Source organism: Streptomyces sp. NBC_00659 (assembly GCF_036226925.1).
In the GTDB taxonomy this organism is placed as follows: domain Bacteria; phylum Actinomycetota; class Actinomycetes; order Streptomycetales; family Streptomycetaceae; genus Streptomyces.
This window is the reverse complement of sequence record NZ_CP109031.1, coordinates 4,596,868-4,610,949: the sequence shown is the minus strand read 5'-3', so window position 1 is coordinate 4,610,949 and position 14,082 is coordinate 4,596,868. Positions and strand designations below refer to the sequence as shown.

Sequence of the window (14,082 nt, the reverse complement as noted above, 5' to 3'; positions counted from 1 at the left end):
GCGTCTATGTCGCGTACGAGGTTGTCCACCGTGGTGCTCGACGCGCCCGATGCCCATGAACTCGCCGGCTTCTACCGGAGGCTGCTCGGGTACGAGGTGCGGGCCGAGGAACCCGACTGGGTGCTCATCGGCCCGCCGTTCGGAGAGGTCGCGCTCGCCTTCGAGACCGAACCGCTCTACACGGCGCCGGTGTGGCCCGCCGGTCCAGGCGACCAGCGGATGATGCTCCATCTCGACATCGAGGTCGACGACCTGGCCGAGGAGACCGCCCGCGCCGTGGAGCAGGGCGCCCGGCTCGCCGAGCTTCAGCCCCAGGAGGACGTACGGGTGCTGTTCGACCCGGCGGGCCACCCCTTCTGTCTCTGGGTGGACACCCGCGGGCGGCGCAGACGAGGTCAGTAGCGGCCCGCGGACCGACGGCGACGAGGGCCACCCCCGTCGGCAGGGTCGCCCCCCGTCGGCGGAACGCCGGTCAGTAGACCAGCGCCTGCGTCCCGTCCGCCATGGCCTCCTGCACGAACACCTGCGCACCGGCGATCCGTACACCCTCCAGGACGTCCTTCTCCGTGATGTCGCGCCGGGCCGCGCACTGGGTGCACAGGGTGATGCGCCCGGCCGCCAGGATCGAGTCGATCAGATCGGGCAGCGGTGCCGCGTGCGGCAGCTCGAACTCGGCGGCGCGGCCCGGCAGCGCGAACCAGGAGGACTCGCCGGTCAGCCAGAGGGAGACCTCCACACCACTGGCCACGGCCACCGCGGCGACGGTGAACGCCTGTGAGCACCGCTCCGGGGCATCGGCCCCCGCCGTCACCTTGATCACGAGCTTGTTCGCCATGGCCGCCATGGCCGCCATGGTAGTCCGAATCGTGATCAACATCCGCGCAACCCCATGTACCAGCCATGGGTCTCCTGTGCGCGCGGATACGGAATCCGCACTTCACGTTCTGTGGGGGGACGTCTTGGTAGTACCCGAAGGACCCGAAACACCGGAAAGACCGAGCGCGCCCGACGACGCGCCGGTCGTCGATCCCGGTACGGCGTCGGACGCTCCGTCAGGGCCCAGGCCCCGTCGGCGCGGTCGTACGACGTTGCTCATCGCCACGGCCGCCGTGCTCGGTCTCGTCGCCGGTACCTGCGCCGGATATCTGGTCCAGGCCGACCGCGAGCCCACCAAGCTGCCCTCGCTGTCGCAGCCGGTGGTGGCCCAGGCCAAGGGCGAAGGCCCCGAGCCGCTGTCCGCCGCCCAGGACCACCGGGTGAAGACGGACGGCGACCTGCGCAAGCTGCTGCTTCCCCGGCCGAAGGGTACGAAGGTGCCCGACTGGGCGCTGGAGCAGGACGGCTGGCTGGACATGGCCGCCTATGCGCACTCGCTGAAGGAATCGGGCCGCGCGTTCGGCCGTCTGGCCGAGGTGGAGTTCCGCCGGGGCGTCGGGGTCAGCTGGAACGTGGGCAGCGACGGCAACGCCGAGATCCGGCTGGTGCAGTACCGCCAGGAGGAGAAGCTCGGTGCCGCGGATCGGGCGAGTGACTGGTACGTGTACGGCTCCAGTGGCGAGTGGCCCCTCCCAGGCGCGAGCGACGGCATGGTCTACCTCTTCAAGCCGGAGAGGAAGGCCGGCTACCTGCCGCTCTACAGGGCTCAGGCGACGGCCTCGCGCGGTGACATCGCCATGGAGATCTGGATCTACGACTCCAAGCCGATCCCGAAGTCGAAGATCATGGACCTGGCCAAGCGGCAGTTGGAGCGGCTGTGAACGAGCAATCCCCGAACCCGGAGAACGCGGAAGCCGTGAACCCCGGGGAGCCCGTTCCGGCGTCGGCCGCACCGGAGCCGACGGTTCCCGCGGCGGCGGAACCTGAGACACCGGAACCGACCCTGCCGGAGTCCGTCGTACCGCAAGCGGTCACCTCCGAGTCCGCTGTGGCCGCCGCCGAACCCGCTCCTGCCAGGAAGCCCGTCAGGCGTGGCCGTATCGCCGCCATCGCCGGTTCCGTGCTGCTCGTCGGTGCTGTCGTCGCGGGCAGCGCCTACACCGTGGTGACCGTCCAGGACGCCGACCGGGACGCGGGCGCGCCGACCTGGAAGTTCCCGAAGGCCACGAGCGGCGAGGCCAAGACGAAGGCGGCCTCCTCGCTCGCCGCCGTGCTCGTGCCGTACGACGACACCTGGAGCCGGGGTCCGGACATCGCCCGGTTCGGCTCCGACGCCGCGCTCAGCGGGGGCGAGGCCACCGCCCTGCGCAAGGAGGCGGTCCGCGGCCTGCCCCGCTCCCAGCGGCGGCAGATCGAGAAGGGGATCGACAAGCAGCACACCAAGGGCATGGCCATGCGCAGCTACCTCGACGGCCGCTTCCCCGACGAAGGCGTCGTCACCGTCAGCATCCAACTGGCGCAGATCGAGGACAAGCGGGCCGTGCGGAACATGTCGACGTTCCAGAACGAGCTGTTCGACGCCCTCAAGATCTTCCGCTCCGGACCGAAGATCGAGGGCCACAAGAACGCCAAGTGCTTCCTGTCGCCCAAGGAGAAGGAGGAGAAGCTCGACATGATGATCTGCTCCGCCTATCAGGGTGACGTGCTGGTCAGTGCCATCGCGTACGCGGCCAAGCCGATGACCACCGACGGGGTCGCGTACCTGCTCCGTGAGCAGCTCGACCGCATCCAGGAGCCGGGAGAGGCGGTATGACCGAGCAGACGACACCGGTCGACGACATGAGGCCGGTCGAGGACACGACACAGGTCGAGCAGGAGGCGTCCGCCGAGCGGGACGAGCCGCGCGCCGCCGAGCCGCAGGCTCCCGTACCGCAGCCGGAGCAGCCGACTGTCGTGGCGGAAGCCGGCACGGAGGCCGGGGCCGAGGCCGCGGTGCCGCCGTCACCTGTCGCGCCGCCCGTGGCCGGCGAGCCCGAGGTGCCGCTGGTCAAGGTCAAGAAGGACCGTCGGGTGCTGCGCGCCGTCCTGCGCTGGACCGCCGCCACCTTGGTCTTCGCGGCGGTCGGCTCGTCCGTCGCGTACGGCATCACCAGGATGGAGCGCACCGACGTACCCGGTCTGGCGACGAAGGCCGACGGGCGTTGGGACTACCCGGCCATCGTCAAGCCGCCGCTGCCGTCCGGCAGCCCGGGGCCGTTCGCCGAGTCCAACAAGGCCGGAGTCCACTCCGCCGACCTGCGCAAGCTCCTGCTCCCCTCCCCGAAGGGCGCCAAGGCGGACCCGGCGCTGCGCGGCGAGGACGGCTGGCTGGCGAAGAAGTCCTTCGTGGCGCAGTACGCGGAGAAGACGGACCGGGACACCGTCGACCAGGTGCTGACCGACCACGCCCTGCGGCACATCGCCGCCCGCGGCTGGACCACTCCGGACGGCACGCACACGCAGATCTATCTGCTCCAGTTCGACACCGCCGCGGTCGTCGACCTGCTCTATCAGGACGAGTTCACCAACTGGGGCAGCCCGGGCTTCGCGCTGCGAGGCGCGGCCTCCATGCAGAGCGACGAGGTTTTCGCGGGCGTCGCCCAGCTCGACGACATCGCCCGCTACACGTACACGGAGACCAAGCCGTACGGCGCCGAGCAGGTCAGGCAGGCGTACCTGGCGGCCGGGGACACCCTCGGTCTGGTGGTGCAGTCCCGCAAGGGCTCCGCGCGGGCGATCCCCTTCCAGCAGACGGTGGTTCTCCAGAGTCAACTGCTCGGCTGAGTGCGAAGGCCCCGACAGGGCCCACCTGGAAGAGAGCGCCGGGCCCCGGCCGCGTAAGCTGGGGCCCGGCTTTTGTGTACTCCCCCCATCTCGGCTGTGCCCGAGCGGGGACCCCGTTCCGCTCACCGAGGAGCACCGCGTGGAGATCTTCTTCGAAACCCTGCTGGCCCTGGTCTGCGTCGGCGTGCTCGCCTTCGCCGCGCTGACCGTGAAGAAGCTGTACCAGGGCCAGCGCTGACCCCCACCAAGGAACTGTTCAGCTCATGATCGAGATCCCGTCGGACCTCCACAAGGACCTGGTCCCCCTTGTCTTCCTGCTCGGCGAGTGGGCCGGAGTCGGTGTCCACGACTTCCCCGGCTCCGAGAAGTGCAACTTCGGGCAGGAGGTCAGCTTCACGCACGACGGGCGGGACTTCCTGGAGTACCGCTCGCACAGCTGGGTGCTCGACGAGAACGGTGAGAAGGTCCGGCCGCTGGAGACGGAGACCGGCTTCTGGCGCGTCGACGCCGAGCGCAAGGTCGAGGTCGTGATGACCCGCGACGACGGCGTCGTCGAGATCTGGTACGGCGAGCTCGCCGACAAGAAGCCGCAGATCGACCTGGTCACCGACGCCGTGGCCCGCACCGCCGCCTCCGGTCCCTACAGCGGCGGCAAGCGACTGTACGGCTATGTGAACAGCGACCTCATGTGGGTCGGCGAGAAGGCGACCCCCGAGGTCGAGCTGCGTCCCTACATGTCCGGGCACCTGAAGAAGGTCGTCACGCCGGAGGACGTCGAGCGCTGGGCGAAGGACCTGCCCGACGACATGCCGGACGACGGGATCGCCTTCTTCAAGTAGGAGGCCGCCGCCCGGTCTCCGGCCGCCGTACCGTTCCCCAGGGCGGTGCCCACCGGAATGGTCCTAGACTTCCAGTGTGGTGAGCACCGACTGGAAGAGCGACCTCAGGCAGCGCGGCTACCGGCTGACGCCTCAGCGCCAGCTTGTCCTCGAAGCAGTGGACACCCTGGAACACGCGACCCCCGACGACATCCTCGGCGAAGTGAGGAAGACGGCGTCGGGGGTCAACATTTCCACGGTCTACCGGACCCTGGAGCTCCTGGAGGAGCTCGGGCTGGTCAGCCACGCCCATCTGGGACACGGCGCGCCGACCTACCACCTGGCCGACCGGCACCACCACATCCACCTCGTCTGCCGCGACTGCTCGAACGTCATCGAGGCCGACGTCTCCGTCGCTGCCGAGTTCACCGCCAAGCTCCGGGAATCCTTCGGCTTCGAGACGGAGATGAAGCACTTCGCCATCTTCGGCCGCTGCACGGACTGCCAGGCCCAGCAGGCCCAGCAGAACTGACAGAGTCGGCAGGACTGACAGAGTCGGCAGGACTGGCAGAGCCGGCAGAAATAAAATCGGTCACCGCGCGGTCGTAGTGTGTATGTCCATGAAGAGTTCCCTCCTGTCCCTGCCCGGCGCCGTTCCAGCCGAAGGTGTGGACGAAGGCGTCGCCGCCCACTACGGCGACCTGTTCCGTGAGCAGCGCGCGCTCGCCGACGGCGTCGGCTTCGTGGACCTCTCCCACCGCGGTGTCGTCACCGTCACCGGGGACGACCGGCTGGCCTGGCTGCACCTCCTGCTCACCCAGCACGTCACCGACCTCCCGGCCGGCCAGGCCACCGAGGCGCTGATCCTCTCCGCGAACGGCCACATCGAGCACGCGCTGTACCTCGTCGACGACGGCACGACGGTGTGGATGCACACGGAACCCGGCACCCAGGAGGCGCTGGTCGCCTACCTGGAGTCGATGATCTTCTTCTACCGGGTCGAAGTCGCCGACCGCACGGCCGACTTCGCGGTCGTCGAGCTTCCGGCCGGTTCGATCGCCGAGGCCCCCGAGGGCGTGGTCGTCCGCGAGACGCCGTACGGCCGTGATCTCTTCCTGCCGCGCGCGGACCTGGACTCCTGGGCGGAGAAGGCCGGACCGCCCGCCGGACTCCTCGCCCACGAGGCCCTGCGCGTCGAGCAGCACCGGCCCCGCCTCGGCTTCGAGACCGACCACCGCACCATCCCGCACGAGCTGGGCTGGATCGGTACCGCGGTGCACCTCCAGAAGGGCTGCTACCGCGGACAGGAGACGGTCGCCCGCGTCCAGAACCTGGGCAAGCCCCCGCGCCGCCTGGTCTTCCTGCACCTCGACGGCAGCGAGGTCGTCCTGCCCCCGCACGGCACCGAGCTGCGCGTCGCGGACGAGGCCCCCGACGGCCGCGTGATCGGCTTCATCACCACATCCGTACGCCACCACGAACTCGGCCCGATCGCGCTGGCCCTCGTGAAGCGCAACGTGCCCGTGGACGCCCCGCTGATGGCGGACTCGACGGCGGCGGCCCAGGAGGTCGTCGTCGAGCCGTAGGGCTCACATCTCCAGGAGGACGGTGAACGGGCCGTCGTTCGTCAGGGAGACCCGCATCCGGGCGCCGAAACGGCCCGTTGCCACCGTGGCGCCCAGAGCGCGGAGCTGGGCGACGACCTCCTCGACGAGGGGCTCGGCCACATCGCCGGGGGCGGCCGCGTTCCAGGTGGGGCGGCGGCCCTTGCGCGCGTCGCCGTAGAGCGTGAACTGGCTGACGACGAGCAGCGGCGCGTCGATGTCGGAGCAGGACCGCTCGTCGGCCAGCATCCGGACGGACCAGAGTTTGCGGGCCAGTTGGGCCGCCTTCTCCTTGGTGTCCTCGTGGGTGACCCCGACGAGGACGCACAGGCCCTCACCGCTGATCTCGCCGACCGTCTCGCCGTCCACGACGACGCTCGCGCCGTCCACTCTCTGCACCACCGCACGCATGCGGACCATGATGCCGTGTCATGGTCCCGTCGCGCGGTGCGGGCCCTTCGCGTGATTTTCCGGGGTAACCAACCCGCCATCTGGGGCTGATCGGGTCACTCGGTCACATAGCGGCCATCTGGGGTGGCACCATGCGGGGTGTTGCGGTCCGGCCGTTGGGCGGACCGCGCCGGTCGAGGGGACGGTAGAGGTACATGAGCACATCGAGGACCGGGCAGCAGACCGGAGCCGTGTCATTGACCCGCACGAGCGCACGGGCGGAAGCGATGACCGCCCGGCCGCCGGTGCAGCGCACCGACAGCGGCCCGCTGGCGGCGGATCCGGCCCCGACCGGCGTCACCGTGCTCCGGCTGCCCGAACTGCGGACGCTGCGCCGGGACGCCCAGCGGGACGAGGCCGACCTCAGCTATGTCCGGCGGCTGCTCCAGGGACGCATCGACATCCTGCGCGCGGAGCTCGCGCGCCGCGGGGAGCACCGGATGCCCGCCCCGGCCTCCGGACACCTCTCGCCCGTGGGCCGGGGGAAGCACTCCGTCGTCGAGCGGCTCTCGGAGATCCTCACGGACGCGCCGGCCCGGTACCGCTCCTCGGCCCGCCATGTCACCGTGGGCACGCCGCACGGCGAGGAGTACCGGGCGCTGGCCGCCGAGATGCTCGCCGAGGTGGAGCTGTCGGACCTGGAGGCCCGTACGGACGAAGAGCTGGGCGCGGGACTCGGCCGACTCGTCCGTTACGAGCAGCAGGTCTCCCGGCGGCGCCAGCAGCTCCAGCGCACGGCCGACGATTGCAGTGCCGAGATCGCCCGCAGGTACCGTGAAGGGGAAGCACAAGTAGACGACCTGCTCATGTGACGTGGCGGCACCGGTGATCCCGGGGCCGAGGGGCGCGCCGGAATCCAGGAGGCGCGCTTCCGCTCCGCGCGGGTGGGGGCGCGGTCCGGGACACGACCCGGCTCCCGCCTTCCGAGCGGGTCCCCGTTCCGGAAGGCCACCGCCGATGTCCGCAGCTCCCCGCACGCCCGAAGACCCGCCCATATCCGACGGCACACCGGGTGCACCGGGTGAGGCCGGCACACCGGGCGCCTCCGGCACCCCTGGCACGCTTCGTACGCTCGACACCGCCCGTACGCCCGGCACGGCTCCCGTGTCCGAGGGGAGTCCTCGGTCCGGCACGTCCGACGTGCTCCCGGTGCTCGCCGAGGTCGTTCGCTCCGGCTTCGTCGAGGGGCACCACCGCGGCAGCCTGGTGGTGCTGGCCGCCGACGGGACGGTCGAGCTGGCGCTCGGCGACGTCGCGGCACCCGTCTTCCCGCGCTCGTCGAACAAGCCCATGCAGGCGGCCGGCGTCCTGCGCGCGGGACTCGACCTGGCAGGGGAACGCCTCGCCCTGGCCGCCGCGAGCCACTCCGGCGAGATCTTCCACCGTGACCTGGTCCAGAGGATGCTCGTCGAGCACGGGCTGGACGCCGGGCAGCTCCAGTGCCCGCCGGACCTGCCGCTGGACCCCGTCGAGGCGGAGTCCTACCTCGCCTCCGGTGCCGTCCGCGACCGGGTCACCATGAACTGCTCCGGCAAGCACGTGGCGATGCTTGCGGTGTGCGCGCAGCGCGGCTGGTCCACCGAGTCCTACCTCGATCCCGGGCACCCCCTCCAGCAGCTCATCCACTCCGTGGTCGAGGAAGCCGCCGGGGAGCCCGTCGCGGCGGTCGGCACGGACGGCTGCGGGGCGCCCCTGATGGCGATCACCCTCACGGGTCTCGCCCGTGCCTTCCGCTCCTTCGTCCTCGCGGCCCCCGGTTCCGCCGAACGCCGGGTGGCCGACGCCATGCGCACCCACCCCGAGTACGTCGCCGGCACCCGGCGCCCCGACACCTGGCTGATGCGCGAGGTCCCGGGCGCCCTGTCCAAGATGGGCGCCGAAGCCGTCCAGGCGGTCGCGCTGCCCGACGGCCGCGCCCTCGCCTTCAAGATCGACGACGGCGGGGGCCGGGCACTGGGCCCCGTCCTGGCCCGCGCTCTGGGCCTGCTGGGTGTGGAGGGGCCGGTGGTGACGAGGATCGGCAGCGCGCCCCTGCTGGGCGGCGGCCGCGAGGTGGGGGAGATCCGGGCGGCTTTCTGACCCGGGGGCGGGTGGGTCGGACCTGGGATCCGTAGGGCCTTCCGGTCCGGGATCGGGGTGCGTCCGGCCGGGGATCCGTGTGGCCTTCCGGTCCGGGATCGGGGTGTGTCCGGCCGGGGATCCGTGTGGTCTCCCGGTCCGGGATCGGGGTGCGTTCGGCCCGGGGTTCGTGTGGTCCTCCAGCCCGGGGTCCGGGTGTGTCCGGCCTGGACTCCGTGCGGCCCTCCGGCCTGGGATCCCTGTGGCTCTCCGGCCCGGGATCGTGCGGCCCTCCGGCCTGCCCGGGATACGGGTGGGGAGAGGGAGGACCGGCCGGGAGGGGCCGTGCGGAAATCCGCGCGACACCCCGGCAGGGGTCCGCCTAGCGTGGCTCCATGACCCCGCATGATGCCAGCGACGCCATCGACGCCACAGACGCCGGCGACACGATCGACGTACGGTCGATCACCGCCTCCGACCTCCCCGACTGGCTGCGCGCCGTGAAGACGGGGTTCCTGCAGGAGCCGGTCATCTCGGACGAGGACGTCGAGAACCGCAGAGCGGCGTTCATCCTGGGGAGGACCCAGGGCGCGTTCGACGGCTCCCGCTGCGTGGCGACGTTCAGGTCGTTCCCGCAGGAGCTCACCGCGGTCGGCGGCGCGGCCGTCCCCGCGGACGCGATCTCCGGCGTGACCGTCTCGCCCACGCACCGCCGCCGGGGCCTGCTCACCCGCATGATGAAGGCCGACCTGGCGGCGGCGAGGGAGCGGGGCGATGTCGTCGCGACCCTCATCGCCGCCGAGTACCCGATCTACGGCCGCTACGGCTTCGGCCCCGCGACCAGCACCACCGAGTGGACCGTCGACGTACCGCGCACCGGTCTCGACCCCCGCTGGGCGGGTCCGGCCGACGGCGGCCGTGTCGACCTCCTGGACGCCGAGGACGTCCGCAAGGCGGGACCCGAACTGCACGAACGGTTGCGGCGCGACCGGCCGGGCGTGATCAGCCGCGACGCCCGCTGGTGGCAGATGAACACCGGTCTGCTGAGGTTCGGCGGCTTCCCCTGGAAGGAACCGTTCTACGCCGCGTACCGCTCGGCGACGGGCGAGATCGAGGGCCTTGTCTCCTACACCTCGGACGACGAGTGGGGCGACTCCAACCAGCCCCGCAACACGGCGGAGGTGAACTGGCTGCTCGCGGTGACGCCGGCGGCCGAGCGCGCCCTGTGGAGCTACCTCTGCTCGATCGACTGGATCACCCGGGTCAAGTCCGGCCGGCGCGCCCCCGACGACCTGCTGCCGCTGTTCCTGCCGGACCCGCGCGCCGCCCGTGTCACCAGCCAGTCGGACTGGCTCTGGGTGCGGATCCTGGATGTCGTACGGGCTCTGGAGGCGCGGACGTACGGGACCGCCGGGACGCTCGTGCTCGACGTGACGGACGAGAGCGGACCGGACGGAGGCCGCTATCGGCTCCGGGCCGCGTCGGACGGTACGGCGACCTGCGCGCCGACCACCGAGGAGGCGGCCCTGTCGCTCTCCATCGCCGATCTGGCGACGCTGTGGCTCGGGGACGAGTCCGCGGTGCGGCTGGCGGCGCTGGGCCGGGTCCGGGAACGGCAAGAGGGCGCCGCCCGTCTGGCCGACGCCCTGCTGCGGACGTCCAGGCGACCGTGGTGCCCGGACATCTTCTGAACTGCGGCTGCCTGTAGGGACGTTCTCCTTCCCGTGCGGGTGTCGACTGCTGGGACTGCCGATCCGTAGCGATTCAGTTGTGGTGGTGCGGGTTGACGCGGTGGTGCGGACCGACCATGCTCCCGGCTCCCCTCCGGAGGGGAGCGTGGTCAGCCGGACTGGCGGACGTGGCGTCCGCTCAGCCGGACTGGGCGAGCAGCATCACGAGGATCACGGCCCCGATGCCGCTGACGGTGGCGTTCCGGGCCTTGAGCCCGACGGACAGCGCGACGAACGCGATGATGCCCATCGGCCCGTACTCCCACTGGATGAGTTGCTCGAATCCGATGGCCAGGGCGGCGATGGCGAGGGCGATGAGCGGCATGACGGTCCCTCCTTCGGGACGGGGAGGCGGACCCCCGCTGAGGACCGTCCGCCCCGACCGCCCAGCATCCGGGCGGAACTTCGGCGGCCAACCCTCCGGAAGTTTGACCATGTTGAGCAAGTTGGCGACCAACTCACTCTTGGTTATCTCCGTGTTGGGACGACTCATAACCACCTGTCCGGCAACTGCCAAAAGATGGCGGGAAGTTGTAGTGTTCTGGTTGTGGAGCCGAAGCATGCCGTCGTCAACGGACGGAACAGGTCACCACGGCCGCCGAGGTCACACCGAGAGGTGGCCGACGAGCTGCGCAGCCGGATCAGGTCCGGTCAGCTGCGGGCCGGCCAGCGCATGCCGACCCAGGCCAGACTGGCCGACGAGTTCGGCGTCGAACGCGGCGCGGTGCGCCAGGCGCTGCGCATCCTCCAGTCGGAGCACCTGATCGTCAACGTGTCCAAGGGGAGCCCGGCGACGGTCGCGGACCATCCCGAGCGGGCTCCGACCGGGCCGCAGGACAAGCCGCAGTCCACCGTGGTGGCGCTCGCCCCGCGGATCACGGCGGCCTTCGAGGTCCCGCACGTGGAGATCGACGCGCTGTGTCTGACCGCCGTGTCGCTCACCCTCGCCATGGGTGAGCCGTTGCGCGAGATTCACGCGGGACGCATAAAACCGGCCAAGGTCGACGTCCGGGTGCTGCTTCCCAGCAGGGACATCGACCTCGCGTTCCCCGCGCCGGTCGACGACATGACGGACGACCGTCCGCGGCGCCGCTGGCTGGCCCAGCGCAACGCCCAGGTGCAGGTGCTGCGGCACAACCTGATGGCGCTGCGCGCCACGCACGCCATCGACGTGCGGGTCTCCTTCCGCGCGCTGCCCTTCACCCCGCCCGTGAAGCTGTACCTGCTCAACGAGGCCGAAGCGCTCTTCGCGTACTACACACTCGCCCGACGGGGCGAGGAGATCGACCATGAATACCTGGAGATGTACGACGCCGAAGGTACGCAGTCGATGCTGTTCCCCTTCGGTCAGGGGGTGGGACTGCGGGACACCACGTTCGTGGAACAGTCCCACCTCTGGTTCAACGCGCTGTGGGAGACGATCAGTTCGGAACTGCTGATCACGAACTGACGGCCGGCCCCGCCACCAGCAGGGCCAGGACGACGGCCCCGATGGTGCTGCACGTGGGGTTCTTCGCCTTGATCCCGATGGTGAGCAGCAGCAGTCCGACGATGCCCGTCGGGCCGTACCGCCATTGGACGAGTTGCTCGAAGCCGACGACGAAGACGGCGGAGAGGAGGGCGATGGCGGGCATGGTGGTTCCTCCTGCTTCTCTATCGGTGACCTGCTCGGGGTGCTCGGTGCCACGGATGGGCGAGGGGAGGCAAAACTTCCGCCATCTTGGCCAAGTTGGCAACCAACTCTGGTTAGGTTGTCCCCACTTGGTAAGTATCGATAAACAACTTTCGAGTAACTCCCCAAAGATGGGAGAGAGTTGTACCGTTTGGTCGTGACTCAGGAGAACGTTGTGGCGAGTGACAGCAGCAGAAGGCTTTCGCCCCAGGAGATCGCCGACGTCCTGCGGAAGCGCATCCGCACCGGTGAGCTGAAGGCCGGCGACCGTCTGCCCACCCAGGCGGAACTGGCCGACGAGTTCGGCGTCGAGCGCGGCACGGTCCGCCTCGCCCTGCGCGAGCTCCAGGAAGGCGGCCTGCTCAGCAACGTCAGCAAGGGCAGTCCGCCGCGGATCGCGGAAGTCACTCCCACCCGGAACGGGCCCCAGCCGACCATGGTGGCCCTCGCCCCGCGCATCACCGAGGCGTTCTCCGTCCCCCATGTGCGGATCGACGCGGCCTGCCTCACCGCGGAGACGCTGATGGTGGCGCTCGCCGAGCCGGTCCGCCAGATCCACGACGGAAGGATCCGCCCGGAGCGCATCGACGTGCGGATCCTGCTGCCCAGCCGGGAGATCAACCTGGCGTTCCCCGTCTCCGTCGACGACCAGGGCGACGACGACCCGGTCCACAAGCGCTGGCTGGACCAGCGCAACGCCCAGGGCCACGTCCTGCGCCACAACCTCCAGTCCCTGCGCTCCTCCCACGGCATCGAGGTCCATGTGACCTTCCGGGCCCTGCCCTTCACCCCGCCCGTGAAGCTGTACCTGCTCAACGGGTCGGAGGCGCTGATGGCGTACTACACGATCACCAGGCGGGAAGAGGAGATCTCGGACGACGAGAAACTGGACATCTACGACGCCCTCGGCGCCGAGTCCCTGCTCTTCTCCTTCGAGAAGCGGACCGGCGGCCGGGACACCGCGTTCGTGGACGAGTCCCAGAAGTGGTTCAACGCCCTCTGGGAAACCATCACCAAGGACCTCAGACTCTCGTAGTGACTTCTGATACGACGCAGACTGATGCGGTGGCGACACAGACGGAGAACCTGCGGGACACGATCACCGGCGCGCGCTTCGTGCTCTTCGACTTCGACGGGCCGGTCTGCCGGCTGTACGCGGGGCACGCCGCCGAGAAGGTGGCCAGGGATCTGGTCGAGTGGCTCGAACAGCAGGGGATGCGAAGGCTGTTGACCCCGGAGGAACGTGAGCACGCCGATCCGTTGGAAGTCCTGCACGCGGTCAACCGGCGGCGTCCGCGCAGCGACCTGGTGGCCGAGCTGGAGGAACGATTCACCCAGCAGGAGCTCAAGGCGGTGGCCAAGGCCTGGCCCACCGAGTACGCCGACGCGGTGATACGGACCTGGCGGGCCGTCGGCGCCCGGCTGGCGATCGCCACCAACAACTCGCCCCGCACGGCCGCCCGTTACCTGGAGGGCCGTGATCTGGCCGATTGCTTCGCGCCCCACGTCTACGGCCGCACCCAGAACCTCGCCCACCTCAAGCCGGATCCGAACTGCCTCAACCGGGCCCTGAACGCCCTCGGCGCGGATCCGTCGAAGGCGCTCATGATCGGTGACGCCCCCTCGGATCTGCACGCCGCCCGGCGCGCCGGGGTTCCGTTCCTCGGCTACGCGCGTCACCCCGACAAGGAGAAACTGCTCCGGGACGCCGGAGCCGAGCATGTGGTGGCGTCGCTGAAGACGGTGCTGCAAACCCTGCGGGGTCAGCAGTGAAGGGCGCGGGCTGTGCCCCGAGGGGGTGAACCGTGCGACACCCGCGCGGGCGGCCCGCGCGAGCCGTAGCCGCTGCTCAGTGCCCGCGTCACGACAGCGGGAAGGCGGGGCTTCGTGTAGCGGACCAGCGCGCTGAGGAGCAGGTCTTCTGGAATTATGCCCATTCACGAGTGGCGACGGAGTACCGTTCTCCCCTCTTTTCTCTTTGGTTGCGGTTGCGTGAGAGAACGGTCAATGTCACCCGAATCGGTTTCCTTGGCTCTGCGGCGAGCCGTTGA

The 14,082-nt window shown here is 70.2% G+C and carries 17 protein-coding genes; 13 read left to right on the top strand and 4 right to left on the bottom strand.

Annotated elements, in window-relative coordinates; genetic code table 11:
* The first annotated feature begins 6 nt into the window (after positions 1-6).
* On the top strand, positions 7-402 hold the full coding sequence (locus OG410_RS19935) for a VOC family protein (protein WP_329300437.1): 396 nt from the start codon (positions 7-9) through the stop codon (positions 400-402).
* 70 nt (positions 403-472) lie between these two features.
* Here OG410_RS19935 and OG410_RS19930 read toward each other — a convergent pair whose 3' ends face one another.
* Positions 473-835 (bottom strand): DsrE family protein, encoded by a 363-nt coding sequence (locus OG410_RS19930; protein WP_151472712.1) that lies wholly within the window; start codon positions 833-835, stop codon positions 473-475.
* Between the two features lie 253 nt (positions 836-1,088).
* On the opposite strand from OG410_RS19930, the gene OG410_RS19925 reads away from it, so the two are divergent.
* From OG410_RS19925 to ygfZ, 6 genes are all read left to right on the top strand, one after another.
* Positions 1,089-1,757 carry a hypothetical protein gene (locus OG410_RS19925; RefSeq protein ID WP_329300436.1) on the top strand — a complete coding sequence of 223 codons (669 nt, stop codon included), beginning with the start codon at positions 1,089-1,091 and terminating at the stop codon, positions 1,755-1,757.
* Positions 1,754-2,689 (top strand): hypothetical protein, encoded by a 936-nt coding sequence (locus OG410_RS19920; protein ID WP_329300435.1) that lies wholly within the window; start codon positions 1,754-1,756, stop codon positions 2,687-2,689. The genes OG410_RS19925 and OG410_RS19920 overlap by 4 nt, the downstream gene beginning before the upstream one ends.
* Positions 2,686-3,699 (top strand): hypothetical protein, encoded by a 1,014-nt coding sequence (locus tag OG410_RS19915; protein ID WP_329300434.1) that lies wholly within the window; start codon positions 2,686-2,688, stop codon positions 3,697-3,699. Before OG410_RS19920 ends, OG410_RS19915 begins: the two co-directional genes overlap by 4 nt.
* Before the next feature lie 263 nt (positions 3,700-3,962).
* Entirely contained in the window at positions 3,963-4,538 is a 576-nt protein-coding gene (locus OG410_RS19910) for an FABP family protein (protein ID WP_329300433.1), read from the top strand.
* Between the two features lie 76 nt (positions 4,539-4,614).
* Positions 4,615-5,049, top strand: coding sequence for a Fur family transcriptional regulator (locus OG410_RS19905; protein WP_329300432.1), 435 nt, complete (start codon positions 4,615-4,617; stop codon positions 5,047-5,049).
* An 88-nt stretch (positions 5,050-5,137) separates the two neighbouring features.
* Entirely contained in the window at positions 5,138-6,103 is a 966-nt protein-coding gene (gene ygfZ / locus OG410_RS19900; RefSeq protein WP_329300431.1) for a CAF17-like 4Fe-4S cluster assembly/insertion protein YgfZ, read from the top strand.
* Positions 6,104-6,106: 3 nt separating this feature from the next.
* Here ygfZ and dtd read toward each other — a convergent pair whose 3' ends face one another.
* The gene (gene dtd / locus OG410_RS19895; RefSeq protein ID WP_329300430.1) at positions 6,107-6,532 is read right to left on the bottom strand and encodes a D-aminoacyl-tRNA deacylase; all 426 of its coding nucleotides are present in this window, start codon (positions 6,530-6,532) and stop codon (positions 6,107-6,109) included.
* 194 nt (positions 6,533-6,726) lie between these two features.
* Here dtd and OG410_RS19890 point away from each other — a divergent pair, with 194 nt between their 5' ends.
* The 3 genes from OG410_RS19890 (at position 6,727) to OG410_RS19880 (ending at position 10,320) form a co-directional block, all read left to right on the top strand.
* The gene (locus OG410_RS19890) at positions 6,727-7,383 is read left to right on the top strand and encodes an RsiG family protein (protein ID WP_329300429.1); all 657 of its coding nucleotides are present in this window, start codon (positions 6,727-6,729) and stop codon (positions 7,381-7,383) included.
* 145 nt (positions 7,384-7,528) lie between these two features.
* A complete protein-coding gene (locus OG410_RS19885) occupies positions 7,529-8,650 on the top strand; it encodes an asparaginase (RefSeq protein ID WP_329300428.1) in 1,122 nt (373 codons plus the stop codon).
* Positions 8,651-9,024: 374 nt separating this feature from the next.
* On the top strand, positions 9,025-10,320 hold the full coding sequence (locus OG410_RS19880) for a GNAT family N-acetyltransferase (protein WP_329300426.1): 1,296 nt from the start codon (positions 9,025-9,027) through the stop codon (positions 10,318-10,320).
* 178 nt (positions 10,321-10,498) lie between these two features.
* Here the strand turns inward: OG410_RS19880 and OG410_RS19875 are convergent, their stop codons facing one another.
* Positions 10,499-10,684, bottom strand: coding sequence for a hypothetical protein (locus OG410_RS19875; protein ID WP_326786989.1), 186 nt, complete (start codon positions 10,682-10,684; stop codon positions 10,499-10,501).
* A gap of 195 nt (positions 10,685-10,879) precedes the next feature.
* Here OG410_RS19875 and OG410_RS19870 point away from each other — a divergent pair, with 195 nt between their 5' ends.
* Positions 10,880-11,809 carry a winged helix-turn-helix domain-containing protein gene (locus OG410_RS19870; RefSeq protein ID WP_329300425.1) on the top strand — a complete coding sequence of 310 codons (930 nt, stop codon included), beginning with the start codon at positions 10,880-10,882 and terminating at the stop codon, positions 11,807-11,809.
* Here OG410_RS19870 and OG410_RS19865 read toward each other — a convergent pair.
* On the bottom strand, positions 11,799-11,993 hold the full coding sequence (locus OG410_RS19865; RefSeq protein ID WP_329300424.1) for a hypothetical protein: 195 nt from the start codon (positions 11,991-11,993) through the stop codon (positions 11,799-11,801). The two genes, OG410_RS19870 and OG410_RS19865, sit on opposite strands and share 11 nt — an antisense overlap.
* Before the next feature lie 189 nt (positions 11,994-12,182).
* On the opposite strand from OG410_RS19865, the gene OG410_RS19860 reads away from it, so the two are divergent.
* Together OG410_RS19860 and OG410_RS19855 are read left to right on the top strand one after the other, a co-directional pair.
* The gene (locus tag OG410_RS19860; protein WP_329300423.1) at positions 12,183-13,067 is read left to right on the top strand and encodes a GntR family transcriptional regulator; all 885 of its coding nucleotides are present in this window, start codon (positions 12,183-12,185) and stop codon (positions 13,065-13,067) included.
* Complete coding sequence (locus tag OG410_RS19855) at positions 13,067-13,804, top strand: HAD family hydrolase (protein WP_329300422.1); 738 nt, start codon at positions 13,067-13,069, stop codon at positions 13,802-13,804. Before OG410_RS19860 ends, OG410_RS19855 begins: the two co-directional genes overlap by 1 nt.
* Positions 13,805-14,082 lie beyond the last annotated feature (278 nt).